The sequence below is a fragment of the Pseudomonas sp. GW821-FHT09C08 genome, assembly GCF_059418125.1.
In genome coordinates this window covers 479,148-502,433 of record NZ_JBWKPG010000005.1, presented here as the reverse complement: position 1 = coordinate 502,433, position 23,286 = coordinate 479,148, and the positions used below count along the sequence as shown (strand labels likewise).

Annotated in this window: 21 protein-coding genes; 8 read left to right on the top strand and 13 right to left on the bottom strand. The window is 60.1% G+C overall.

All coding sequences use genetic code 11. From position 1 onward, the window contains the following. Positions 1–172 precede the first annotated feature (172 nt). Positions 173–556, bottom strand: coding sequence for a PaaI family thioesterase (locus AC07OJ_RS20200; protein WP_106805443.1), 384 nt, complete (start codon positions 554–556; stop codon positions 173–175). Next, the gene (locus AC07OJ_RS20195; protein ID WP_065899597.1) at positions 556–2,880 is read right to left on the bottom strand and encodes a Tex family protein; all 2,325 of its coding nucleotides are present in this window, start codon (positions 2,878–2,880) and stop codon (positions 556–558) included. Before AC07OJ_RS20195 ends, AC07OJ_RS20200 begins: the two co-directional genes overlap by 1 nt. Positions 2,881–3,236: 356 nt before the next feature. Between AC07OJ_RS20195 and ompR the strand changes: the two genes are divergently transcribed. Together ompR and AC07OJ_RS20185 are read left to right on the top strand one after the other, a co-directional pair. Then, a complete protein-coding gene (gene ompR, locus AC07OJ_RS20190; protein ID WP_065899598.1) occupies positions 3,237–3,977 on the top strand; it encodes an osmolarity response regulator transcription factor OmpR in 741 nt (246 codons plus the stop codon). A gap of 116 nt (positions 3,978–4,093) precedes the next feature. Then, positions 4,094–5,407 (top strand): ATP-binding protein, encoded by a 1,314-nt coding sequence (locus AC07OJ_RS20185; RefSeq protein ID WP_065899599.1) that lies wholly within the window; start codon positions 4,094–4,096, stop codon positions 5,405–5,407. Between the two features lie 94 nt (positions 5,408–5,501). Here the strand turns inward: AC07OJ_RS20185 and rimK are convergent, their stop codons facing one another. Genes rimK through rimA form a run of 3 tightly spaced genes read right to left on the bottom strand, consistent with a single transcriptional unit; the run spans position 5,502 to position 7,679 of the window. Beyond that, complete coding sequence (gene rimK / locus AC07OJ_RS20180) at positions 5,502–6,407, bottom strand: 30S ribosomal protein S6--L-glutamate ligase (RefSeq protein ID WP_003187674.1); 906 nt, start codon at positions 6,405–6,407, stop codon at positions 5,502–5,504. After that, positions 6,404–6,886: a retropepsin-like aspartic endopeptidase RimB gene (rimB, locus tag AC07OJ_RS20175; protein ID WP_065899600.1), complete on the bottom strand. Its 483-nt coding sequence runs from the start codon at positions 6,884–6,886 to the stop codon at positions 6,404–6,406. Before rimB ends, rimK begins: the two co-directional genes overlap by 4 nt. Before the next feature lie 13 nt (positions 6,887–6,899). Then, positions 6,900–7,679: a S6 modification regulatory phosphodiesterase RimA gene (gene rimA, locus AC07OJ_RS20170; protein WP_106805442.1), complete on the bottom strand. Its 780-nt coding sequence runs from the start codon at positions 7,677–7,679 to the stop codon at positions 6,900–6,902. Positions 7,680–7,795: 116 nt separating this feature from the next. Between rimA and AC07OJ_RS20165 the strand changes: the two genes are divergently transcribed. Then, positions 7,796–8,203 carry an RNA-binding S4 domain-containing protein gene (locus AC07OJ_RS20165; RefSeq protein WP_495095040.1) on the top strand — a complete coding sequence of 136 codons (408 nt, stop codon included), beginning with the start codon at positions 7,796–7,798 and terminating at the stop codon, positions 8,201–8,203. Between the two features lie 167 nt (positions 8,204–8,370). Here the strand turns inward: AC07OJ_RS20165 and AC07OJ_RS20160 are convergent, their stop codons facing one another. Next, positions 8,371–9,174, bottom strand: a complete 804-nt coding sequence (locus tag AC07OJ_RS20160) for a phosphatase PAP2 family protein (protein WP_065899603.1) — start codon at positions 9,172–9,174, stop codon at positions 8,371–8,373. A 124-nt stretch (positions 9,175–9,298) separates the two neighbouring features. Between AC07OJ_RS20160 and hslO the strand changes: the two genes are divergently transcribed. Together hslO and AC07OJ_RS20150 are read left to right on the top strand one after the other, a co-directional pair. Next, positions 9,299–10,201: an Hsp33 family molecular chaperone HslO gene (gene hslO / locus AC07OJ_RS20155; protein WP_065899604.1), complete on the top strand. Its 903-nt coding sequence runs from the start codon at positions 9,299–9,301 to the stop codon at positions 10,199–10,201. A 179-nt stretch (positions 10,202–10,380) separates the two neighbouring features. Then, the gene (locus tag AC07OJ_RS20150) at positions 10,381–11,922 is read left to right on the top strand and encodes a phosphoenolpyruvate carboxykinase (protein ID WP_495095039.1); all 1,542 of its coding nucleotides are present in this window, start codon (positions 10,381–10,383) and stop codon (positions 11,920–11,922) included. Between the two features lie 57 nt (positions 11,923–11,979). Here AC07OJ_RS20150 and AC07OJ_RS20145 read toward each other — a convergent pair whose 3' ends face one another. The 4 genes from AC07OJ_RS20145 to AC07OJ_RS20130 form a co-directional block, all read right to left on the bottom strand. Continuing rightward, entirely contained in the window at positions 11,980–12,831 is an 852-nt protein-coding gene (locus AC07OJ_RS20145; protein ID WP_282397569.1) for an EamA family transporter, read from the bottom strand. A gap of 173 nt (positions 12,832–13,004) precedes the next feature. Beyond that, positions 13,005–13,361, bottom strand: coding sequence for a DUF1493 family protein (locus AC07OJ_RS20140; RefSeq protein ID WP_065899606.1), 357 nt, complete (start codon positions 13,359–13,361; stop codon positions 13,005–13,007). 764 nt (positions 13,362–14,125) lie between these two features. Continuing rightward, a complete protein-coding gene (locus AC07OJ_RS20135) occupies positions 14,126–14,725 on the bottom strand; it encodes a putative adenosine monophosphate-protein transferase Fic (protein WP_213552159.1) in 600 nt (199 codons plus the stop codon). Beyond that, positions 14,725–14,895, bottom strand: coding sequence for a YhfG family protein (locus AC07OJ_RS20130; protein ID WP_495095038.1), 171 nt, complete (start codon positions 14,893–14,895; stop codon positions 14,725–14,727). The genes AC07OJ_RS20135 and AC07OJ_RS20130 overlap by 1 nt, the downstream gene beginning before the upstream one ends. A gap of 175 nt (positions 14,896–15,070) precedes the next feature. Between AC07OJ_RS20130 and AC07OJ_RS20125 the strand changes: the two genes are divergently transcribed. The 3 genes from AC07OJ_RS20125 (at position 15,071) to AC07OJ_RS20115 (ending at position 18,925) form a co-directional block, all read left to right on the top strand. Beyond that, positions 15,071–16,246, top strand: coding sequence for a tetratricopeptide repeat protein (locus tag AC07OJ_RS20125; protein ID WP_106805438.1), 1,176 nt, complete (start codon positions 15,071–15,073; stop codon positions 16,244–16,246). 285 nt (positions 16,247–16,531) lie between these two features. Beyond that, a complete protein-coding gene (locus AC07OJ_RS20120; protein WP_495095037.1) occupies positions 16,532–18,469 on the top strand; it encodes a RecQ family ATP-dependent DNA helicase in 1,938 nt (645 codons plus the stop codon). A gap of 24 nt (positions 18,470–18,493) precedes the next feature. Further along, positions 18,494–18,925, top strand: coding sequence for an acyl-CoA thioesterase (locus AC07OJ_RS20115; protein WP_065899611.1), 432 nt, complete (start codon positions 18,494–18,496; stop codon positions 18,923–18,925). A gap of 122 nt (positions 18,926–19,047) precedes the next feature. Here the strand turns inward: AC07OJ_RS20115 and AC07OJ_RS20110 are convergent, their stop codons facing one another. The 3 genes from AC07OJ_RS20110 to fdhD all read right to left on the bottom strand — a co-directional run bounded on the left by AC07OJ_RS20110 (position 19,048) and on the right by fdhD (position 23,214). Continuing rightward, a complete protein-coding gene (locus AC07OJ_RS20110; RefSeq protein WP_065899612.1) occupies positions 19,048–19,527 on the bottom strand; it encodes a glycine zipper domain-containing protein in 480 nt (159 codons plus the stop codon). A 502-nt stretch (positions 19,528–20,029) separates the two neighbouring features. Beyond that, positions 20,030–22,378 carry an FdhF/YdeP family oxidoreductase gene (locus AC07OJ_RS20105; protein WP_065899613.1) on the bottom strand — a complete coding sequence of 783 codons (2,349 nt, stop codon included), beginning with the start codon at positions 22,376–22,378 and terminating at the stop codon, positions 20,030–20,032. Further along, positions 22,375–23,214 carry a formate dehydrogenase accessory sulfurtransferase FdhD gene (fdhD, locus tag AC07OJ_RS20100; protein WP_065899614.1) on the bottom strand — a complete coding sequence of 280 codons (840 nt, stop codon included), beginning with the start codon at positions 23,212–23,214 and terminating at the stop codon, positions 22,375–22,377. Before fdhD ends, AC07OJ_RS20105 begins: the two co-directional genes overlap by 4 nt. Between the last annotated feature and the right edge of the window lie 72 nt (positions 23,215–23,286).

The window sequence follows — 23,286 nt, the reverse complement described above, 5'->3', positions numbered from 1 at the left end:
GCAAGACGGTCTACAAGGGTGAAGTTAAAACTGGCGTTATCGCCTGGTTTTGAGTCGATTTGACTCGCTTTGGAAAAGCCTACTTCACTCCTTGAATTGGGCTATAGCGCAGCAAGAAAATTCCGACGCTGTTGTCGCAGCGCCGAAATTAACTCAAATCGAGGGCGGGGAGCTATAGGACAGCGAAGGTGCCTTGTGCTTTTGCGACCAGTTTTTCGTCCTGGTACACGTCGGCCTCGACCACCAGGGTGCGTCGACCGGCGTGAATCACGCGGCTGGTGCATAACACGTCACCGTCGGAGACCGCGCGAATGTAATTGATCTTGCATTCGATGGTCGCGCTCTGCTGGTCGAAGCCATGGGAGCTGGAACAGGCCAGCCCCATGGTGATGTCCACGAGGCTGAAAATCGCCCCGCCATGGAGCTTGCCTGCGCGGTTGCGCAGTTGCGGCTCCAGGGTCAGGGCCACCTCGGCAACGCCTTCGTCCAGGCGTTGCAGGCGGCAGCCGATCAGTTCGCTGAAGGCGCTCTGGGTCAAGCCGGCTGGGATTTCCATCAGCGCTTCTTCAACTGTTTGGCGTTGGCGAACAGCGAGGCCATGGCGTTGTTGGACGGCGCGGCGGTCGCGGTTTCCTTGCGCGGCGCGTTGTTCTGCGACTGGCGCGGCGCCGAGCCTGGGCGGGCACCGCGAGCCCCGTCGATTTTCTCGCCAGGGGTGTCGCTCATGCGCATCGACAGGCCGACGCGCTTGCGCGGGATGTCGACTTCCATGACCTTGACCTTGACCACGTCACCGGCTTTCACCGCTTCACGCGGGTCCTTGATGAACTTCTCCGAAAGCGCAGAGATGTGCACCAAACCGTCCTGATGCACGCCGATGTCCACAAAGGCACCGAAGTTGGTCACGTTGGTCACCACACCTTCGAGGATCATGCCCAGTTGCAGGTCCTTGAGGTCTTCGACGCCGTCCTGGAATTCGGCGGTCTTGAACTCGGGACGCGGGTCACGGCCGGGTTTTTCCAGCTCTTGCAGGATGTCGGTGATGGTCGGCACACCGAAGGTTTCATCGGTGTACTTTTTCGGATCCAGGCGCTTGAGGAACGCGGCGTCGCCGATCAGCGAGCGGATGTCGCGGTCGGTCTCGGCCGCAATGCGCTGCACCAGCGGGTAGGCTTCCGGGTGAACCGCCGAGGCGTCCAGCGGGTTGTCGCCATTCATCACGCGCAGGAAACCGGCGGCTTGTTCGAAGGTTTTTTCACCCAGGCGTGCGACTTTTTTCAGCGCGGCGCGGGTTTTGAACGCGCCGTTCTCGTCACGGTGGGTGACGATGTTCTGCGCCAGGGTCGAATTCAGGCCGGAGATCCGCGCCAGCAGCGCTACGGAGGCGGTGTTCACGTCCACGCCGACGGCGTTTACGCAGTCTTCCACGACCGCGTCCAGGCCGCGCGCCAGTTTCAGCTGCGACACGTCGTGCTGGTACTGGCCGACACCAATGGATTTAGGGTCGATTTTCACCAGTTCGGCCAGCGGATCCTGCAGGCGACGGGCGATGGACACCGCACCACGGATCGACACGTCGAGGTCCGGGAATTCCTTGGACGCCAGCTCCGACGCCGAGTACACCGAAGCACCGGCCTCGGAGACCATGACCTTGGTCATCTTCATGGCTGGGTATTTTTTGATCAGCTCGGCGGCCAGCTTGTCGGTTTCACGGCTGGCGGTGCCGTTGCCGATGGCGATCAGGTCCACGGCGTGCTTGGCGCACAGGGCCGCCAGGATCGCCAGGGTCTGGTCCCACTTGTTGTGTGGCACGTGCGGGTACACGGTCGCGTGGTCCAGCAGCTTGCCGGTGGCATCGACCACGGCGACCTTGCAGCCGGTACGCAGGCCCGGGTCGAGGCCCAGGGTCGCACGCGGGCCGGCCGGGGCGGCCAGCAGCAGGTCGTGCAGGTTGTGGGCGAAGACGTTTATCGCTTCGGTTTCGGCGCCGTCGCGCAACTCGCCCAGCAGGTCGGTTTCCAGGTGGGTGTAGAGCTTGACCTTCCACGTCCAGCGCACCACTTCGCCCAGCCACTTATCTGCAGGACGGTTCTGATTTTGAATGCCGAATTGTTGACCGATCATGCCTTCGCACGGGTGCATGGTGCCCGGCAGCTCGTCGCCGACTTTCAGCGCGGAGCTGAGAATGCCTTCGTTGCGGCCACGGAAAATCGCGAGCGCGCGGTGGGACGGCATGCTTTTCAGCGGTTCATCGTGTTCGAAATAATCGCGGAACTTGGCGCCTTCTTCCTCTTTGCCGGCGATGACGCGGGCGCTGAGGGTGGCTTCCTGCTTGAGGTAGGTGCGCAGTTTTTCCAGCAGGCTGGCGTTTTCGGCAAAACGCTCCATGAGGATGTACTTGGCGCCTTCGAGGGCGGCCTTGACGTCGGCGACACCTTTTTCGGCGTCGATAAAGCGCGCGGCTTCGGTTTCCGGGGTCAGCGACGGGTCGTTGAACAGGCCGTCAGCCAGCTCGCCGAGGCCGGCTTCCAGGGCAATCTGGCCCTTGGTGCGGCGCTTCTGTTTGTACGGCAGGTACAGGTCTTCGAGACGGGTCTTGGTGTCGGCGAGCTTGATGTCGCGTTCCAGTTGCGGGGTCAGCTTGCCCTGCTCCTCGATGCTGGCGAGGATGCTGATACGCCGTTCGTCGAGTTCTCGCAGGTAGCGCAGGCGCTCTTCCAGGTGTCGCAGTTGGGTGTCGTCGAGGCTGCCGGTCACTTCTTTACGGTAACGGGCGATGAAGGGCACCGTGGAGCCTTCATCCAGTAGAGCGACGGCCGCTTCGACCTGTTGTGGGCGTACACCGAGTTCCTCGGCGATGCGGCTGTTGATGCTGTCCATAAAACCACCTGAAATTCTTAGAAGCAGCCCGCAGGCCCGGAAAACAAGGCCTTGCGCAGCTGGTTGAGCGGCCCGACTGGCGCCGCTGCCTGGGTCAAGAGGCTGCCTATTGACCCTCGAAATCGAAAAAATCACGACAAGCGGGTGAAAAAAGCCCGGCAGTAAACGGTAACGATCTGACGTTGCCCTGCACGACGGCGCCGCATTATAACCAGCGTTCTGTCCTTGGGGGGTACTGCGCCCGTGGTTGTGGGACGCGGGTTCGCTGGCGGTAGAGGAAAAATCTGCTAACAATGCACACGGTGCGTATAACGGCAGCTACGCCATAATGCGCGCCGAGATAAGAGGAGCATCCAATGAGCAGCACTGCACAAACTGCTGAAGGCGAAAAAATTCTCATCGTTGATGACGATCCGGGGCTGAGCAGCCTGCTGGAGCGTTTCTTCAACTCCAAGGGCTATCGTGCCCGCGCGGTGCCGAACACCGAGCAAATGGACCGCCTGTTGGGGCGTGAAGTGTTCAACCTGGTCGTGCTCGACCTGATGTTGCCCGGCGAAGACGGCCTCACCGCCTGCAAGCGCCTGCGCAGCGCGAACAACCAGATTCCGATCATCATGCTCACCGCCAAGGGTGATGAGTTGAGCCGCATCAAGGGCCTCGAGCTGGGCGCTGATGACTACCTGGCCAAGCCGTTCAACCCTGACGAGCTGATGGCCAGGGTCAAGGCCGTGCTGCGTCGCCAGGCCGCTCCGGTACCCGGTGCCCCAGGCAGCGAAGACGAGAGCGTCACATTTGGCGACTACGAACTGTCGCTCGCCACTCGTGAGCTCAAGCGCGGCGATGAAGTGCACATGCTCACCACCGGCGAATTCGCCGTGCTCAAGGCGCTGGTGATGAACGCGCGCCAGCCGCTGACCCGCGACAAGCTGATGAACCTGGCCCGTGGCCGGGAGTGGGACGCCCTGGAGCGCTCCATCGACGTGCAGATTTCCCGTCTGCGCCGGATGATCGAGCCGGATCCGTCCAAACCACGGTACATCCAGACGGTATGGGGCGTGGGCTATGTGTTTGTGCCGGATGGCACCGCAACAAAGTGACCAATGATTTGCAGGGCGGGCATTCCAGCGTTTGACTCCATGAGGGTCGACGGGATGCCCGGCGTCTGCAATTCTGCGAGCGCCGCTCGTTCCTGCCAGGTGTCCAGCTGTCTTCTATGAAAACCCCTCTTTGGTTCCCGCAAAGTTTTTTCTCCCGCACCCTTTGGCTGGTGCTGATCGTCGTTCTGTTTTCCAAGGCGCTCACGCTGGTTTATCTGTTGATGAACGAAGACGTGCTGGTGGATCGGCAGTACAGCCACGGTGTCGCCCTGACATTACGTGGCTATTGGGCAGCCGATCCCGAGAGTCGTGAAAAAATCGCCAAGGCGTCGACATTGATTCGGGTTGACGGGGCCGGGGTGCCGGAAGGTGAGCAACATTGGCCTTACAGCGAGATCTACCAGCGCCAGATGCAGGCCGAGCTGGGCGAGGACACCGAAGTTCGATTGCGCATGCATGTATCGCCCGCGCTGTGGGTGAGGGCGCCGAGCCTGGGGGATGCCTGGATCAAGGTGCCGCTGTACCCGCATCCGCTGCGTGGGCAGAAGATCTGGAACGTGCTGGGCTGGTTCCTGGCGATCGGGCTGCTCTCAACCGCCTCGGCGTGGATTTTCGTGCGCCAGCTCAACCAGCCACTCAAGCGTCTGGTCTTTGCTGCGCGCCAGCTGGGGCAAGGTCGCAGCGTGCGCTTGCCGGTCAGCGATACGCCCAGTGAGATGACCGAGGTGTATGGCGCGTTCAACCAGATGGCGGAGGACGTCGAACAGGCCGGGCGCGAACGCGAGCTGATGCTGGCGGGCGTGTCCCATGACCTGCGCACACCGTTGACGCGCTTGCGGCTTTCTCTGGAACTGATGGGCAATCATTCCGACCTGACCGATGACATGGTTCGCGATATCGAGGACATGGACGCGATTCTCGACCAGTTCCTGGCGTTTATCCGCGATGGTCGTGACGAGGTGGTGGAGGAGGTCGACCTGACGGACCTGGTGCGTGAGGTGGTAGCGCCTTACAACCAGAACGGCGAACAGGTGCGCATGCGCCTGGAACCGATCCAGCCGTTTGCGCTGCGCCGGGTGTCCATGAAGCGTTTGTTGAACAACCTCATCGGCAACGCCTTGCACCATGCGGGCTCGGATGTGGAAGTGGCGGCGTATGTGTCCGGCGACAGCGCGGCACCTTATGTTGTGCTGAGTGTGATGGACCGTGGCACCGGCATTGACCCGGCCGAGCTGGAAGGCATCTTCAACCCTTTCACCCGTGGCGATCGTGCGCGGGGCGGCAAGGGCACCGGTCTGGGGTTGGCAATCGTCCGCCGGATCGCCTCGATGCACGGCGGCAATGTCGAGCTGCGCAACCGCGAAGGGGGCGGCCTGGAAGCGCGCGTACGGCTGCCGCTCGGCCTGATGTTGCCCCGCGACGCGGTATAGGGGCAGCTTCAAGCTTCAAGCTATAAGCTACAAGAGAAGGGCAAGCCGATTTGCTCTTTCTTGCAGCTTGAGGCTTGCAGCTTACAGCTTGAGACTAGCCTTTGCCCTTGGTCCTGGTCATGTTCGGCCCGCCATTTTTCTCCAGGTGCTGGATGATGATCCCCGCCACGTCCTTGCCGGTGGTGGTCTCGATGCCTTCCAGGCCCGGTGATGAGTTCACTTCCATCACCAGCGGACCATGGTTGGATCGCAGGATATCCACACCCGCCACGCTCAACCCCATTACCTTGGCTGCACGCAGCGCGGTCATGCGTTCTTCAGGGGTGATCTTGATCAGGCTGGCGCTGCCGCCACGGTGCAGGTTGGAGCGGAACTCACCGGGCTTGGCCTGGCGCTTCATGGCGGCAATCACCTTGTCACCCACCACGAAGCAGCGGATATCCGCGCCACCGGCTTCCTTGATGTATTCCTGCACCATGATGTTCTGCTTGAGCCCCATGAACGCCTCGATCACCGACTCTGCGGCAGTCGCGGTTTCACACAGCACCACACCGATGCCCTGGGTGCCTTCCAGTACCTTGATCACCAACGGCGCGCCGTTGACCATCTCGATCAGGTCAGGGATGTCATCGGGCGAGTGGGCAAAGCCGGTGACCGGCAGGCCAATGCCGCGACGCGAGAGCAATTGCAGCGAGCGCAGCTTGTCTCGCGAACGGGCGATGGCCACCGATTCATTGAGGGGGAACACCCCCATCATTTCAAACTGGCGCAACACTGCGCAGCCATAGAACGTCACCGAGGCGCCGATCCGCGGGATCACCGCATCAAACCCTTCCAGCGGCTTGCCCCGGTAGTGGATCTGCGGCTTGTGGCTGGCAATGTTCATGTAGGCACGCAACGTGTCGATCACCACCATTTCGTGGCCACGTTCGGTGCCGGCCTCGACCAGGCGGCGGGTGGAATACAGACGCGGGTTTCGCGACAGCACAGCAATCTTCATGCAGCACCTGGGGCAGAAATAGTAGAGACCGGGAACACCGGCTTGTCTTGAACGTACTTGACGCCGGGATTGACTACCAGGTGGCCGTCAATCAGCGCCTTGGAACCCAGCAACAGGCGATAACGCATGGCCTTGCGGCAGGCCAGGGTGAACTCCACCCGCCATACCCGATCCCCCATCGCCAGGGTGGTGCTGATCACATAGCGCACCTGCGCATGGCCGTTGGAGCTCTTGATGGTTTTCATCGTCACCAGGGGCGCTTCGCAGCGGCGGTGACGCAGTTGCACCACGCTGCCCAGGTGGGCGGTGAAGCGCACCCACTTCTCACCGTCGCGCTCAAACGGCTCGATATCGGTGGCGTGCAGGCTGGAGGTGCTGGCACCGGTGTCGATCTTCGCGCGCAGGCCTGCCACTCCCAGGTCGGGAAGTGCCACCCACTCACGCAGACCCACAACGGTCAAATGGTCAAATGTCTTCAATATGGGTAACCGGTCAATTCGCCCAGGCGCGTGGGGAAACCTCGGCCAGGGCTTTGAATGCGGGCTTGGCGAACCAATAACCCTGCATCAGAAATATTCCACAGTCGGACAGGAAATCGCGCTCGCCGGCACTTTCGATGCCTTCGGCGATGACAGTAACCCCCAACTGCTCACAGATTGTGACAATCCCCTGGACGATCACCTGACGGACACGGTCCTGGTCGACATCGCGGATCAGCGCCATGTCGAGTTTGATCAAGTCAGGTTGGAAATCGGCCAGCAGATTCAGCCCCGAATAGCCCGCGCCGAAATCGTCGATGGCGGTCTTGAAGCCGAATTCACGATATTCACGCAGAATATTGGTCAAATGGCGATAGTTATCTACATGCTCGCTTTCCAGTGTCTCGAAAATTAGTTGGTCCAGCGGAAAATTGTGCGCGCGAGCCGCCTCCAGGGTGCTACGGATGCACAACTCCGGACGGTACACGGCGTTGGGCATGAAATTGATGGAAAGGTGGGTTTGCATGCCCAGTGCGCTGGCCTGGGCAATTGCCTGGGTCCGGCAGCGCTGGTCGAAACGGTAGCGGTTGCTGTCGTTGACTTGCTCCAGTACCGACATCGCGCCTTCGCCATTGATACCGCGCACCAAGGCTTCGTTGGCAAAAATCGTATGGTCGCGCAGGTCTACGATAGGTTGGTAGGCAAAGGCAAAATCGAAACCCAAGGGCTCGCTTTGCTGGCACCCCACGCACCGTTGGTTAGGCGAGGTGAGTGAAATGGGAAAGTCGGTCACGGTGAATCCTCGCGAAATCAGGGTGCTACCTGGCGTATCTTAGGTGAGCCTTGGGGTTTATGCGTCGAAGGGTTTCAACGGTAAAGTTGCGACATTTTTCAGAGCGGGGAATTCAAGTGGCTCAAAAGCAGGAAGAGGAAGAAAAGGTCCGTCTGGACAAGTGGTTGTGGGCCGCGCGTTTCTACAAAACACGTGCCCTGGCCAAGGCTGCCATCGAGAGCGGCAAGGTGCATCATCGCGGCGAGCGCTGCAAGCCGGGCAAAGAGCCACGTGTCGGTGATGAGTTGCAGATTCGTATAGGCTTTGACGAGAAAACCGTAGTGGTCCAGGCGCTTTCGATTGTGCGCCGTGGTGCGCCCGTAGCGCAGGCGTTGTACACCGAGACCGAAGCGAGTATCGCCAAGCGCGAAAACGCGGCGGCCATGCGCAAGGCGGGCGCCACCGGCATGACCACCGATGGCAAGCCGAGCAAGAAGCAACGCCGCGATCTGTTCAAGTTTCGCGGCAGTGGCAATGACGACTAGCTCCGCCGGCGACCCCTATCTGTCCCGGTGCTGCAGCGGACTTGTCGTGGCGAGCGGGCTTGCCCCGCGTTGGGCTGCGCAGCAGCCCCATCCCACCCCCAGTGAGGCGTCTGTTTCCAGGGCTGCTTCGCCGCCCAACGCGGGACAAGCCCGCTCGCCACAGGCGGTTATTGCGGCGAGTTCATGATGCTCAGTCGCCCGATCAGCGGCACCCGCTGAAACAGCCCGAACACCGGCGCTGTCAGCCGCAGCAACCCATTCGACACCTTCGCCGCAAACGGCGTGTAATAGCCCCAGCCCAGTGCTAACAGCGCCAGCAGTACACCGCCGATGTAATCATCCTGGCCCCAATGCGCGCCTGCTACCAGTCGCGGCATCATGAACAACAGCGCCAGGCCCCAGATCACCAGGATCTGGCCGATGCGTTTGGCAAACACGGTCATGAACATCGCCCAGATCAACAACACCGAGGCATGATCCCCCGGGAAGCTCTGGCTCGAGCGGTCCTTCAATTCCCAAGTCTTCTCCAGCCCCGGGAAATAGTCACTCATATGAATCGCGCCGCTGATGACCATCGACGGGCTGCTGTGTTGCCAGCCCATCTGTGCCGCGAGTTTGGAAAACAGCATGCGGATAAACAGCAACAGCAGCAGAATGCCGACAAAACCTAACACTGCCTGGCGCACTTGCACGGCCTTGAATACCCACTCACCGCGAATCAGCAGCGTCAGCAGAATCACCCCGACCACCGCATCAAATGGCCGCAAACTGGCCACGGCCCACACATGCAGCCACGTTGAGTTGCTCGCCAGCGGATCATTGAGCAGATGAAACAGCCACTCGTCGAAAATCACACACAGCATCTGGCCCGTGGGCCACAGCCAAAAACACAGCAGTCCGATAGCGAGTAGATTGCAAAGAGCCCATCGCCGGAGGTTCCACTTGGCTTGGAACAAACCCGGATTGTTCATAAACTGTCCCTCTCGCTCAATTAAGCTCTCTGTTTCCAGGAGAAAGCCGCACCAAGATGGTGCTAAAGCGTTTAATTTTATAAACCTTGTAATCAATTTGTCATCAATTCAGATACCCAGACCTATGACTGATCTACCGGATACCGACTTCACCCAACGCTTTATCTTCGACGAGAACGACGCCCGCGGCGAACTGGTCTCGCTGGAGCGCAGCTATGCCGAAGTCCTTGCCAAGCACCCCTATCCGGAGCCGGTCGCGCAACTGCTCGGTGAGTTGATGGCGGCAGCTGCGCTGCTGGTCGGCACGATGAAATTCGATGGTTTGCTGATCCTGCAGGCCCGTTCCGAAGGCCCGGTCCCGATGCTGATGATCGAGTGCTCCAGCGAGCGCGAAATCCGTGGACTGGCCCGTTACGACGCCGACTTGATTACTCCAAACGCAACGCTTTCCGATCTGATGGCCAACGGCGTACTGGCGATCACCGTCGATCCGACTGAAGGCCAGCGCTACCAGGGCATCGTCGACCTCGACGGCGAAACCCTGTCGGACTGCTTCACCAACTATTTCGTGATGTCCCAGCAAGTCGGCACCAAGTTCTGGCTCAACGCCGACGGCAAGCGCGCCCGTGGCCTGCTGTTGCAGCAATTGCCGGCTGACCGCATCAAGGACGACGATGAGCGTACCGATAGCTGGCGCAAACTCACCGCCCTGGCCGGCACCCTGACAGCTGAAGAATTGCTCGCCCTGGACAACGAAACCATCCTGCATCGCCTGTATCACGAAGAGGCCGTGCGCCTGTTCGACGCACAGACCCTGCGCTTCCATTGCAGCTGCTCACGCGAGCGTTCGGCCAATGCCTTGGTGAGCCTGGGCCTGGAAGATGCGCAGAATCTGGTGGTGGAGCACGGTGGCCATATCGAGATCGACTGCCAGTTCTGCAACCAGCGCTACCTGTTCGATGCCGCCGATGTTGCTCAGTTGTTCGCCGGTGCAGGTATCGACACCCCTTCCGACACCCGCCACTAAAACGTTTAAGCACAGGTAAATCACCTGACGAATGCCGGATTAGCGCTGTTCTGACGGGAGGGCCCTACTCTTTTTGGGCTTTTCTGGCATAATCCGGCCCACTTTTTTCGCGGTAGTAGTGCGCAACTTTCTACTACAAAACGTTTGGAGCACTCGGCCATAGGCCGACGGGGAACCTCATGACGCAAGCCAATAACGCCGTATACACCGATCTGAGTGTTGACGATCTGGTCAAAGAAGCCCTGCAGCGCGGTGAAGGCGTGCTTGCCGATACTGGCGCGCTGGTCGTAGAAACCGGTCACCGTACCGGTCGTTCGCCAGTCGATCGTTTCATCGTTGAAGAGCCTTCCACCCAGGAATCCATCGCCTGGGGCCCGATCAACCGCAAGTTCCCGGCCGACAAGTTCGATGCCCTGTGGGCTCGCGTCGAGGCATTCAACAACGCGCAAGAGCATTTCGTTTCCCACGTTCACGTAGGGGCTGCAGAAGACCACTACCTGGCCGTCAAAATGACCACCCAGACTGCCTGGCAGAACCTGTTCGGTCGTTGCCTGTTCATCAACCCGGCCCAGTACAACCCAGCCGGTCGTGAAGAGTGGCAAGTGCTCAACGTGGCCAACTTCGAGTGCGTGCCTGAGCGTGACGGCACCAACTCCGACGGTTGCGTGATCCTCAACTTCGCCCAGAAAAAAGTCCTGATCGCCGGCATGCGCTACGCCGGTGAAATGAAAAAAGCCATGTTCTCGGTGCAGAACTACCTGCTGCCAGCTTCCGACGTACTGCCGATGCACTGCGCCGCCAACATTGGCGAAGCCGGCGACGTGACCTTGTTCTTCGGCCTGTCCGGCACCGGCAAGACCACCCTGTCCGCAGACGAAAGCCGTTACCTGATCGGTGACGACGAACACGGCTGGGGCGAGGGCGTGGTGTTCAACATCGAAGGCGGTTGCTATGCCAAGTGCATCGACCTGTCCGAGAAGAACGAGCCGGTCATCTGGAAAGCCATCAAGCACGGCGCCGTGCTGGAAAACGTGGTGATCGACGATGCCAAGCACGCCGACTACGCCGATGTCAGCCTGACCCAGAACAGCCGCGCTGCCTACCCGCTGGAGCACGTTGCCAAGCGTTCCGAGCAGAACCTGGGCGGCGAGCCAAATGCTGTGATCTTCCTGACCTGCGACCTGACTGGCGTACTGCCTCCAGTGTCGATCCTCAGCGAAGAGCAAGCGGCCTACCACTTCCTGTCCGGCTACACCGCACTGGTGGGTTCGACCGAAATGGGTTCGGGCGCCGGCATCAAGTCGACCTTCTCCACCTGCTTCGGCGCGCCGTTCTTCCCACGTCCGGCCGGTGAATACGCTGAGCTGTTGATCAAGCGTATCCGTGGCTTCGGCTCCAAGGTCTACCTGGTCAACACCGGCTGGACTGGCGGTGGCTACGGCGTCGGCAAGCGCTTCAACATCCCGACTACTCGCGGCGTGATCGCAGCGATCCAGAGCGGCGCGTTGATTGGTGCGCAAACCGAACACCTCGACACCATCAACCTCGACGTGCCACTGGCCGTACCGGGCGTTGAAACCGGCCTGCTGAACCCACGTAACACCTGGGCTGACAAGGCTGCCTACGACGAAGCAGCGAAAGCGCTGGCCGGTCTGTTCATCGAGAACTTCAAGAAGTTTGAAGTGAGCGATGCGATCAAGGCTGCGGGTCCGAAGTTGTAAGATTCGGTCGCTGAAAAAAAGCCGCCCCTCGTGGGCGGCTTTTTTGTGGGCGTTGGGTCAGTGCGCGATATGCAAAACCACCGCGCCGACCAGCACCAGCACAACCCCGAGCACCTGCAGTGCTGACAGCCGCTCCTTGAAAAACACGAACCCCAGAATCGCCGCAATCCCACCTGACAATGTACTGATCACCGTCACTACAGACACCGACCCTGCCATCGCCCCCCACGAAAATGCCGAGAACCCGCCCAGGTTCATCAAGCTCGCGCCGGTCAATGTCGCGCAGTTTTTCAGCGGCGGAATCTTCAGGCCATCCTTGATCTTCAGCACCATCACCACCAGAACGCAGAGGCCGACCAGATAGCCCAGCCAAAGCATGGTGATCGGCCCCAAGGCAGGCAGTGTATAGCGGCCTTGCAGCCAGAAGCTGGTGCCGTACAGCGTTGCGGCCAGCATGGCGTAGGCGATGGAGTGGTTAGAGCTGTTGTGAGGAACGCCGTTGTCCTTGTGGATGCTGGAGAGGACTACGCCGATCACGCACAGGCCGATGCAGCCGAGTTGGACCAGGCTGATGTGTTCACCGGTCGCCCACGACAGCAGCGTGGTGACCACACCGTAGGACGTCACCAGCGGCGCCACAATGGCGGCTTTGCCCAGCGCAAAGGCCTTGGACAACGCAAGCGCGCCGGAGACCGTGAACAGCGCGGCTGCAATGCCCAGCAGCCAGACGCTCAATGAGGCATCCAGGGATTTGACCAGCAAGGCCGGGAAGATGACCAGCAGCAGGGTCATGATCAAAAAGCCCAGTGCCTGGCCGAAATACACCGCGCGTTTAACGCCCACGGCGCGGGCATTGAGGCCCACCAGAAAATCCGTGCCGCCCCAGAGCAGGGCGGCCAGCAGGCCCATCATTACGTCCATGTAAGGTCCTTGGTATGTAGGCAGTTCACCAGGTTAGCGCATAACCAAATGTGGGAATGGGCTTGCTCGCGAAGGGGGTGTATCAGTGAGAAATACTCTACCTGACCCAGCGCATTCGCGAGCAAGCCCGCTCCCACATTTGATGTTCGGTACTCTCGGGACTAGCTCAGGTTTTCCAGGGTCTGCGTGTCCCAGCTGTTGGTTTTGATGGCCAGGTAGAGCATGCCGATGGTCAGCGGCACTTTCTCACCACGGCCCTTGGCCCGACGCTTGAGAAACACATCAAACACCGGCGGGTTGAAGTAACGATAAGTGTCGTAGTCGCCCAGGTCGAGGGCAAATTCCTGCTCCAGTGCTTCCATGAGTTGCTTGGCCTCACTGCCGTCGCAGCCCAGGTCGAAGTTGAGTGAGGTCTGCAGGCGAAGGGTCTTGTGTTTCGGCAGTCCGATCTCCTCGTGCAGCAGTTGCAGGAGTTGCCGCATGACGGGATCTTCGGGGAAGTTGGGCGCGAGGTTCATGGTGGGAGCACGCAAGAATGGGTGAGGGGAATGGTTGCGTTGGGAGCGGTGTGTGTTTCGGGTGATAAAGAGTGCCAAGCCGATTAAGAACATGAAAGCGGGTAGGAAGGGCATTCTGAGGGTGGCTGTTATGTAGGGTACTAGGAACGCCAAAATAAGGCTCGTTGCGAGGAAAATGGTCGCATAGCGTTTTCTGAGTGCCGGGTCCGCGATTTTGCAATGCAGCACCCCATAAACCACGAGAAAAAAGCTGAGTTGAAGGTACAGGGCCATATGATTATGACGCGTCCGAGTGGACATGCATCAAGAGCGTTGATCGTTGAGTTCCTCGGCCTCCTCTCGCATTGGCGTCCAGACCGAGGATCATGTTTCCCGTGTGATATCCACGAAGCTCGCCGGAAATCGTATCGCCAACTGAGAATGCCTGCCGGCAGTCAGGCAGGAAGATGACGCCGCAGTGGCCGATGTATTGAGTCCTTTCGATGTTCACAGGGGTTTGCCGAAAAAGTTGAGAGGGCGCTATTTTCTTTCAACTGCGGGTAACTTCTGTAGAGGGGCGAGCGGTTGTTTTAGGCAATTTAGGAAGCGGACTTCGAAGCTTTTAGAAGTTTCTTACGGTGGTTTCCGGCATTTTTTACTTTATGGCGATTTGTAAGGAGGGATTAGCAAAATCGTAGGTGTGAGCTTGATCGCAACACACGTTAGGTCACTGCGGGTTTTCTGATCGACCGCGTCCTCGTTGACCTTAAGGCCGCGTATTTCGATCAGGCACTGCCAGGCCGATTGATACACCGCTCAAAAATCGCCTCCAGCCCCCGATAATCACACGCCACTGCGTCAATATTCGCCGGTATCCACGCCGCGTGTTTCACCAGCCACCAATTCACCGAAAATCCCGCATTCACGATGATCTGTTCAAACAGAATCCGCTGCGCCCGGCCGTTGCCCTCACGGAAGGGGTGGATAACGTTGAGGTCGCCATAGGCCTCGGCGATCTTGCTCACCAGCTCAGCCTGGCTCACGCCGACGAACCAGTTCGCGTCCTCCATAGGCCGGATGATTTTCGCGGCTTCCGGTGGAATGCGTTCCGGGGTGCAGAACAGGGTGTCACCTTTCTGGAGATTGACGCTGCGCAGCTCGCCAGCCCACTCGTAGAGGTCACTGAACAGCGTGCGGTGGATGTGTTGCAAGCGTTCGAGGTCGTAGGGCGGGGGAAAGAGGGGGAGGTTGCCTACGGCGATTTCGGACAGTTCGCGCTCGGCCTGGTGCAGGTCAGCTTCGTCGAGCAAATCGAGGCGGTTGCGCAGGACGCTGCTACCGGGATAGCAGTAAGGATCCTGGCCCACCCCGTATTTGTCGAGCATCAGCGCGAATTATTGCGGTACTTGGCGAGCACGGACTCGCGGGTCGGCAAGGGCTTGTCGACGTCGGTCGGTTGGGTGTCAAACCCTTCCAGACGCAGGCTGGCCAAGTAATTGGAACGGCGGATCTTGTGATAATGATCCTGTTTTTGCTCAAACGTCAGTTCGCTCATCGCAGCGTACTCCTGGGTAGCAAGGTTTGATTGTAGCGCAATGCTTGCGTCGCCAGGCGGGATATAAACCACGTCACATTCTGTACAAAAAATCCTCCGGCGGGCTGAATTCAGCGTATGTTTCACCGCAAAATCTTGTAGGGCAATTCCGCCCACTACTTAAAGGGAGTTAAGCATGGGTTTGCTTCGTGTCGCCTCGGCGATGTCTTTGTGTGCAGTGGCCTTTTCCATCCAGGCTGCGCAGTTGCCGATCGAGGTGCTCAGCGCGGTGGTCAAGGACCAGAAAATCGCCGATGCCGAAGTGCTGTTGCAGCGCAACGGCGCACAGAACGTCGTGGGCCGCACCAACGCCCAGGGCCAGGTGACGCTGACCAGCGAAGCCGCTGACGATGCCAGCAACCTGCTGATCATCAAGAAGCCCGGCTACTCCAACCTGGTGGTGAAGTGCCCATGCGCAGGCATGACCTACGCCATTAGCCCCGTGATGGAAAACCTCGACGGCCTGCGCGTCGTGCTGACCTGGGGCAAAAACCCGGAAGACCTCGACTCCCACATGATCTTCCCGGGCAACAATATTTACTTCGAGAACAAGACGGGCACCGACGCCGAGCTGGACGTGGATGACGTCGACAGTTATGGCCCGGAAACCATCACCCTGCAGAAAAAGCACTACGGCGAAAGTTACGTCTACGCTGTGCATGACTTCACCAACCGCGGCAATCCAGGTTCGCGCCAGTTGTCCAACAGCGAAGCCAAGGTGTTTGTGTACATGGGTCAATCGCTGGTGCGCACTTACTACGTGCCGCAAAACCGCAGTGGCAACCTGTGGACAGTCTTCCGCATGACCGGCAGCGGCGACTTCCAGGACATCAACACCTTCAGCGGTGTCACAGTGAATGCCGCGAACGTGCTCAATGAAGTCAAACCCCTGCTGGATGACAGCGTGGCGGTCACGGCGGTGGCTGTCAGCTCTTCCGCACAGACCGATGCGAAACGTCTGAACGTGCAAGGTGAAGCGGCCTACCAGGCTGGCAAGCTGGACCAGGCGATTGACCTGTTCCGCCAGGCTATCGAATTGGACAACGGCTTCGGCAAGGCGTACGGCAACCTGGGCCTGGCGTATCAGAAGGCTGGCAACACCGCCGAGTCGATCTGGGCCAACCGCAAGGCCATCGCCCTGGCGACCGGCGCGAATGCCGCCACCGTGCGTGCCGGTGCTTACTACAACATCGCGCGGATCTACGAAGCGGCGGGGCAGTTCCCGGATGCGTTGCGTCACTATCAGTTGGCCAAGGAGCAGAAGGCCAACCCGGTGTACGACACGGCGATCGAGCGCGTGCAGAACCGCTGATTCAGGCGTAATACAGCGCTAAAAATGTGGGAGCGGGCTTGCTCGCGAAGGCGGTTTATCAGTCAGTTCTCTATCGACTGACACACCGTCTTCGCGGGCAAGCTAACTCCCACTTTTGGTTTGTGATGTTCTTACAAAACCCCGCGAAAAATCCCACTTCGGCCCTAGGCCATCCCTCAGCCTGTGTATCATCCTGTCTCTTTTTTCCATGCGACCTTTCTCGATTCGCTGAAATTTTCGGGCTATGTTTTTGAGCCAACTCAGCGGTCAATGGAGTGACAGCGAATGCACGACACCCTCCAGCAGGTCTTTGGTTATCCACAGTTTCGTTTAGGCCAGGAACAAACGGTCAGCGCCGTACTGGCCGGCCGTTCGGCCGCAGCCATCTTCCCTACCGGGTCGGGCAAGTCCCTGTGTTACCAGCTGCCTGCGGTACTGCTGCCGCACCTGACGCTGGTAGTGTCGCCGTTGTTGGCGTTGATGCAGGACCAACTGGGTTTCCTGCAGCGCCACGGTATTTGCGCGGGCAGCATCGACTCGGCGCAAAGCCGCGATGACGCCAATGATGTGATGGCACGCGCGCGTTCGGGCGAGTTGAAAATCCTGATGATTTCCGTGGAGCGCCTGAAGAACGAGCGCTTTCGCAACTTCCTGCAGAGCGTGCAGATCTCGCTGCTGGTGGTGGATGAAGCGCACTGTATTTCCGAGTGGGGCCATAACTTCCGTCCGGACTACCTCAAGCTGCCGGACTACCAGCGTCAGTTCAATATCCCACAGGCGCTGTTGCTGACCGCGACGGCCACGCCCAAGGTGATTGCCGACATGCAGGCCAAGTTCGCCATCGCGCCGCAGGATGTGGTCACCACAGGCTTCTACCGACCCAACCTCAACCTGCTGGTTGAGCCGGTAGCCGGCGCCGACAAGCGTCGGCGGCTCGTGCAGTGGATGGCCGAGCGCGCCGATCAGCCGAGCATCGTCTACGTGACCTTGCAGAAAACCGCCGAGCAGATCGCCGAGCATCTGAATCGCAATGGCATCCAGGCCGAGGCGTACCACGCCGGTTTACCCAACGATAAACGCGAAGGTATCCAGCAGCGATTCATGAGTGGGCGCTCCAATTGCATTGTCGCCACCATCGCGTTTGGCATGGGCATCGACAAGAGTGATATCCGCAATGTGGTGCACTTCGACCTGCCCAAATCCATCGAGAACTACAGCCAGGAAATCGGTCGTGCCGGGCGTGATGGGCAACCCTCCGACTGCCTGGTGCTGGCCAACCGCGACAGCCTCAACGTGCTGGAGAACTTCGTGTACGGCGATACCCCCGAGCAGGACGGTATTCGCCGTGTGCTGGAGGAGTTGCAGGCCGCGCGCAGTGAGGGGCAATGGGAGTTCCTGCTGCGCTCATTGTCGGACCACAGCAATATCCGCGAGCTGCCCCTGAAGACCCTGCTGGTGCAATTGGAGCTCAGGGGCGTGATCGCGCCGCGCTATGCGTTTTATGCCGAGTACCGCTTCAAGTACCTGATTGAACCGGAGGCGTTGCTCGCACGATTTTTCGGCGAGCGGCAGCAGTTTGTCGCGGCGATTGTCCAGGTATGCAAGCGCGCGAAAACCTGGGCTACCGTGGATTTTGACGCGCTTTATCAACAGCACAATGCCGAGCGCAATCGGGTGGTGAAGGCGCTGGATTACTTCCAGGAACAAGGTCTGATCGAGCTGGAAAGCAAGCAGATGACCGAGGTCTACAGCCTGCTCAATATCGATTTTGACCCACAGGCGCTGAGCGCCGAGTTATACACAGGCTTCAAGCAGCACGAGGTGGGAGAGGTGGCGCGGATTCACGCCATGCTTGATCTGTTCGCCACAGAACAGTGCCTCGGCCAGCGCCTGGCGCAGTATTTCGGGGATGAACAAGCGCCCCAGCGTTGCGGACATTGTTCGGTCTGCCACGGTGACGTGGCGCATCTGCCAGCACCGCCCAGTCTGCCGCCGCTTGTGGATAAAAACTTCATGGGCCTGTGCGGTGACTTTATCCACAGGCATCATGAACATACCGGCCAACTGCCCGGTGCCGAGCGGCTGACGCGGTTCCTGGGGGGCATCAGCGTGCCGCTGTTTACCAAGCTGAAGGCGCGGGGCATTCCCGGTTTTGCTGCGCTTGAGGACTACCCCTACGCCGATGTGCGTGAGTGGGCCCTAGCCCATCTGAATGACTTGTAAATCCACTTTCAGTGAGACCTGCCCATGCCTGAGTCAATGCCACAACGCGCTGATTACCGTCACTTCCAGCCGATCATCACGCGCTGGCACGACAACGATGTGTATGGCCATGTGAACAACGTGACCTACTACAGCTTCTTCGACACCGCGGTGAATACCTATCTGATCGAGCAGGGCGGGTTGGATATTCATGAGGGTGAGGTCGTGGGGTTTGTGGTGAGTTCGGCGTGCGATTACTTTGCCTCGATTGCCTTTCCGGACCGTATCGACATTGGCCTGCGCGTGGGCAAGTTGGGCAACAGCTCAGTGCAGTACGAGTTGGCGGTGTTCAAGGCTGGCGAAGAGGACGCCTGCGCAGCGGGGCGCTTTGTGCATGTGTTTGTTGATCGCGGGACGAACCAGCCGGTGGCCATTCCGGGGACGCTGCGCGAAGCGCTGCAGCGGTTGGTGGTGTGACGCCATTTATGTCGGCGCCGGCTTGCCCGTGATGGTTGGGTGCCAGGCGGTCAGCCTGATCCAACGCTATCGCAGGCAAGCCAGCTCCCACAGTGGACTGATGAGTCCTTCAGGTCGCTGAATTACCGATGACGGTAGTGATGCTTGTTCTTGCGATGCCCGTACGCATGGCCACGGCCGCGATGGTCATCACGGTCATAACGACGGTTATCACGCCCACGGGAGCGACGATCGTCATCATCGCTCTTGTTGCCCATGTAGTTACCCAGTGCGCCACCTGCGCCACCGCCGGCGGCTGCGCCGATCAGGCTGCCGGTGTTGCCGCCCATGCTGCGGCCCACGACGTTACCGCCGGCTGCGCCCAGGGCGCCGCCAATGGCGGCTTCGCCACGGCTGCGTTTGTCGGCACCGACCGCACTGCCGCCCGCACCGCCGAGGGCTGCGCCGATGGCCGAACCGGTGTTACCGCCGATCTGCTGGCCTACAACTGAACCGAGTACCCCGCCCAATGCGCCGCCCACACCGGCTTCGGTGGTGCCACCGGCCATGGCTGCGCCACTGACCAGGCCAAGGGACAACAAGAGAATCGAGGAGAACTTCATAGAGAGACCTCAAGAGGATGACGGCGCGATCCTGAGGTTGTATCGAGGCACTGACAATCGAAAACCGACCAGTGGTATGGGTTGTATACAATTTGCTAAGTTGCTGTTTTGTATGGGGAACTTAAGTAATTTTTGCGAGTCTCTAGTTACTTCGGAACGGCCGCTTTTATGCAAAGGCGGCCTTTTTTGTGCCCGCGATTTGGGCTCTAGAGTGCTTTGTAATGGGGTGGGCGGGCTTGTCCCGTGTTGGGTTGTGAAGCGGTCCCGAGACCAGGTGATTGGGGTCTGACTGGAACTGTGCGCTGTTGCTATTGGGGCTGCTGCGCAGCCCAACGCGGGGCAAGCCCGCTCGCCACAATAACAAGCCCGCTCGCCACAAAAATAAGTCGGCTTGCCGCAGTGACGAGGCCGCTGGAGACAGCAACAGGTCAGCTGGACACAGCAACAAACCGGTAGGACACAGCATGGTGTCCTGTCACAGCACGCGGGCTTGCGCCGTGTGTCAGGCTGAGCGGGCCATGATCAAGCCACTGTCGCTCGCCGCTTCCAGGCAAATCGCCACGAATTTCGAGGTTGGCGTGTGGCTGCCATCGCCGGTGCTTTCCAGCGGCACCAGTGGGTTCACTTCTGGATAGTAGGCCGCTGCCTGCCCGGCGGGAATATCGAACGCGAGCAGGGTGAAGCCTTTCACGCGGCGCTCGCGGCCGTCTTCCCACAGCGACACGATGTCGGCCTTCTGCCCCGGCTTGAAGCCCAGGCGGATGATGTCGGCTTCATTGACGAACAACACGTCACGCTGGCCCTTCACCCCGCGATAGCGATCGTCCAGGCCATAAATGGTGGTGTTGTACTGATCGTGGGAGCGCATCGACTGCATGATCAGGTCCGGCACGCGGCCTGTGGCGTGGGTGCGTTCGTGGATCAGGTCTTTCGGCAGGATATTCGGGCGGAAGTTGGCGCGGCCCGACGGCGTGTTCCAGCGGCGTGCACCGGCGGAGTTGCCCAGGTAGAAACCACCCGGGTGTTTCAGGCGTTCGTTGAAGTCCTTGAAGCCCGGGATGGTGTCGGCGATCAGGTCGCGAATACGGCTGTAGTCCGCCACCAGCCAATTCCAGTCTACCGGTTTGCTACCCAGCGTCGCGGCGGCGATACCGGCGAGGATTGCCGGTTCCGACTTCATCAGCTTCGACAGCGGCTGCAACTGGCCGTTGGAGTCGTGGACCATGCTGAACGAGTCTTCCACCGTCACCGCCTGCGGGCCTTCGGCCTGGATGTCGATGTCGGTGCGGCCCAGGCACGGCAGGATCAGTGCGTCTTTACCGTGGGTCAGGTGGCTGCGGTTGAGCTTGGTGCTGATCTGCACGGTCAGGTCGCAATTGCGCAGGGCCTCGAAGGTGCGCGGGCTGTCCGGCGTGGCTTGGGCGAAGTTACCGCCCAGGCCGATAAACACCTTGGAGCGACCCTCGAGCATCGCGTGAATCGCTTCCACCACGTTGTGGCCGTTGGTGCGCGGCACCTGGAACTGGAAGCGGCGCTCCAGGGAATCGAGGAATGCCACCGGTGGGCGTTCGTTGATGCCCATGGTGCGGTCGCCCTGCACGTTACTGTGCCCACGTACCGGGCACAGGCCGGCGCCAGGGCGGCCAATGTTGCCGCGCAGCAGCATCAGGTTGGCGATTTCCTGGATGGTCGGGACTGAGTGGCGATGTTGGGTGATGCCCATCGCCCAGCACATGATCACGTTCTTGCCCTTGGCGTACATGCGCGCCGCTTGCTCGATCTCGACCAGCGTCAGGCCGGACTGCGCGACAATTTCATCCCAGGAGGTGTCGTCGATCTGGCCCAGGTAGTCGAGCACGTTGGCCGTGTGTTCGTTGAGGAAGTCGTGGTCGAACACCGCTTCCTTGCCTTCGGCCTGGGCCTGGCGTTCCCACAGCAGCAGGAACTTGGCCATGCCGCGCAGGATGGCCATGTCGCCCCCCAGCGCCGGGCGGAAGTAGGCGGTGTTGGTCGGCTTGTCACCGTTGGTGAGCATTTCCAGCGGGTGTTGCGGGTGCTGGAAGCGTTCCAGGCCGCGCTCTTTGAGTGGGTTGATACACACCACCTGGGCGCCGCGCTTAACCGCTTCGCGCAGCGGTTCAAGCATGCGCGGGTGGTTGGTGCCGGGGTTCTGGCCCCAGACGAAAATCGCATCGGCGTGTTCGAAGTCGTCAAAGGTCACGGTGCCTTTGCCGACGCCCACACTTTGCGCCAGGGCTACGCCGCTGGCCTCATGGCACATGTTGGAGCAATCCGGGAAGTTGTTGGTGCCGTAGGCGCGCACGAACAGCTGGTACAAATACGCCGCTTCGTTGCTGGCGCGGCCCGAGGTGTAGAACTCGGCCATGTCCGGGCTGGGCAGCGCATTGAGATGCTTGCCGATCAGGTCGAATGCCGCCTCCCAACTGATGGGCTTGTAGCGGTCGGTCTCGGCGTCATAGCTCACCGGCTCGGTCAGGCGGCCTTGATATTCCAGCCAGTAGTCGCTCTGCTCCAGCAGCGCAGTCACGCTGTGCTTGGCGAAGAATGCAGCGTCGACGCGGCGCTTGGTGGCTTCCCAGTTCACCGCCTTGGCGCCGTTTTCGCAGAACTTGACCATGCCGCTTTCCGGCGAGTCGCCCCAGGCGCAGCCCGGGCAGTCGAAGCCGCCGTTCTGGTTGGTCTTGAGCATCATGCGGATGTTTTTCAGCGCGTTGTCGCTGGTCAGCCACGCCTGCGCCACGCTGATCAATGCACCCCAGCCGCCAGCCGGGCCTTTGTAAGGCTTGTAGCGCGGGGTCGGGGTTTGGTCGGCTTGGTGATGATTGCTCATGGCTGGTACTCCATCGCAGGGCTATAGACCCGCGGCGCGCTTTTCTGCGGCAGGTGGATGAGATTGAGGTTGTGCCGTCGCGCCCATTGCAGGGCGAGGCCGGTGGGCGATGACAAGCTGACGAGGGTCTGGATGCCCGCGCGCAGGACTTTCTGGATCAATTCGAGACTGCAACGGCTGGTGACAATCGCCAGTCCACCGTCAGTCGGAATCTTTTGGCGGATCAGTGCGCCGATCAACTTGTCGAGGGCGTTATGCCGGCCGATGTCCTCGCGGCCCATCAGCAGTTCGCCCTGGTTGTTCATGAACACTGCCGCGTGCACGGCGCCGCTGTATTGGCCCAGCGGCTGGAACGCACTGATGCGCTGGCGCAGGCCGTCGAGCCATTCGGCAGGCGGCAAGGGCGCGCCTGGCAGCACTTGCAGGTCTGGCAGTGCCTGTTCTACCGCTTCTACGCCGCACAGGCCGCAGCCGCTGGTGCCGGCCAATTGGCGGCGCTGCTGCTTGAGGTTCCAGAAGGCGCGGCTGGAGATTTGCACCTGGGCGTATTGGGCTGAACCCGAACCGCTGAGTTTTAGATCATAAATGTCGCTAACGTCGGCGATAATTCCGCTGCCGATACTGAATCCGACAATAAAGTCTTCCAAATCCGTCGGCGTGACCAGCATGACCGCCTGGCTGATGTCGTTATAGGCAATCGCCAACGCCACTTCTTCCGCCAGCGCTGTGCGGGCGACTTCAGTGTGTTCGAGGTTGCAAAACTGATAGCTCTGGCTGGCGGCGGGCGCGGGTGTTTCAGGAGCGGGCGCCGCGCAGACTGGGCGCTTGGCGTTCATGGGGCTGTACCACCGACGGATTGATCAGTGTTTAGACTAGGCGCGACAAAGCGTCGCGTCTAATTGCCAGTA

What these genes read in the sequence shown, in the direction of transcription:
- AC07OJ_RS20200 (WP_106805443.1), bottom strand. Translation starts at nt 556, where the DNA reads ATGGAAATCCCAGCCGGCTTGACCCAGAGCGCCTTCAGCGAACTGATC.
- AC07OJ_RS20195 (WP_065899597.1), bottom strand. Translation starts at nt 2,880, where the DNA reads ATGGACAGCATCAACAGCCGCATCGCCGAGGAACTCGGTGTACGCCCA.
- ompR (WP_065899598.1), top strand. Translation starts at nt 3,237, where the DNA reads ATGAGCAGCACTGCACAAACTGCTGAAGGCGAAAAAATTCTCATCGTT.
- AC07OJ_RS20185 (WP_065899599.1), top strand. Translation starts at nt 4,094, where the DNA reads ATGAAAACCCCTCTTTGGTTCCCGCAAAGTTTTTTCTCCCGCACCCTT.
- rimK (WP_003187674.1), bottom strand. Translation starts at nt 6,407, where the DNA reads ATGAAGATTGCTGTGCTGTCGCGAAACCCGCGTCTGTATTCCACCCGC.
- AC07OJ_RS20160 (WP_065899603.1), bottom strand. Translation starts at nt 9,174, where the DNA reads ATGAACAATCCGGGTTTGTTCCAAGCCAAGTGGAACCTCCGGCGATGG.
- hslO (WP_065899604.1), top strand. Translation starts at nt 9,299, where the DNA reads ATGACTGATCTACCGGATACCGACTTCACCCAACGCTTTATCTTCGAC.
- AC07OJ_RS20150 (WP_495095039.1), top strand. Translation starts at nt 10,381, where the DNA reads ATGACGCAAGCCAATAACGCCGTATACACCGATCTGAGTGTTGACGAT.
- AC07OJ_RS20145 (WP_282397569.1), bottom strand. Translation starts at nt 12,831, where the DNA reads ATGGGCCTGCTGGCCGCCCTGCTCTGGGGCGGCACGGATTTTCTGGTG.
- AC07OJ_RS20140 (WP_065899606.1), bottom strand. Translation starts at nt 13,361, where the DNA reads ATGAACCTCGCGCCCAACTTCCCCGAAGATCCCGTCATGCGGCAACTC.
- AC07OJ_RS20135 (WP_213552159.1), bottom strand. Translation starts at nt 14,725, where the DNA reads ATGCTCGACAAATACGGGGTGGGCCAGGATCCTTACTGCTATCCCGGT.
- AC07OJ_RS20130 (WP_495095038.1), bottom strand. Translation starts at nt 14,895, where the DNA reads ATGAGCGAACTGACGTTTGAGCAAAAACAGGATCATTATCACAAGATC.
- AC07OJ_RS20125 (WP_106805438.1), top strand. Translation starts at nt 15,071, where the DNA reads ATGGGTTTGCTTCGTGTCGCCTCGGCGATGTCTTTGTGTGCAGTGGCC.
- AC07OJ_RS20120 (WP_495095037.1), top strand. Translation starts at nt 16,532, where the DNA reads ATGCACGACACCCTCCAGCAGGTCTTTGGTTATCCACAGTTTCGTTTA.
- AC07OJ_RS20115 (WP_065899611.1), top strand. Translation starts at nt 18,494, where the DNA reads ATGCCTGAGTCAATGCCACAACGCGCTGATTACCGTCACTTCCAGCCG.
- AC07OJ_RS20110 (WP_065899612.1), bottom strand. Translation starts at nt 19,527, where the DNA reads ATGAAGTTCTCCTCGATTCTCTTGTTGTCCCTTGGCCTGGTCAGTGGC.
- AC07OJ_RS20105 (WP_065899613.1), bottom strand. Translation starts at nt 22,378, where the DNA reads ATGAGCAATCATCACCAAGCCGACCAAACCCCGACCCCGCGCTACAAG.
- fdhD (WP_065899614.1), bottom strand. Translation starts at nt 23,214, where the DNA reads ATGAACGCCAAGCGCCCAGTCTGCGCGGCGCCCGCTCCTGAAACACCC.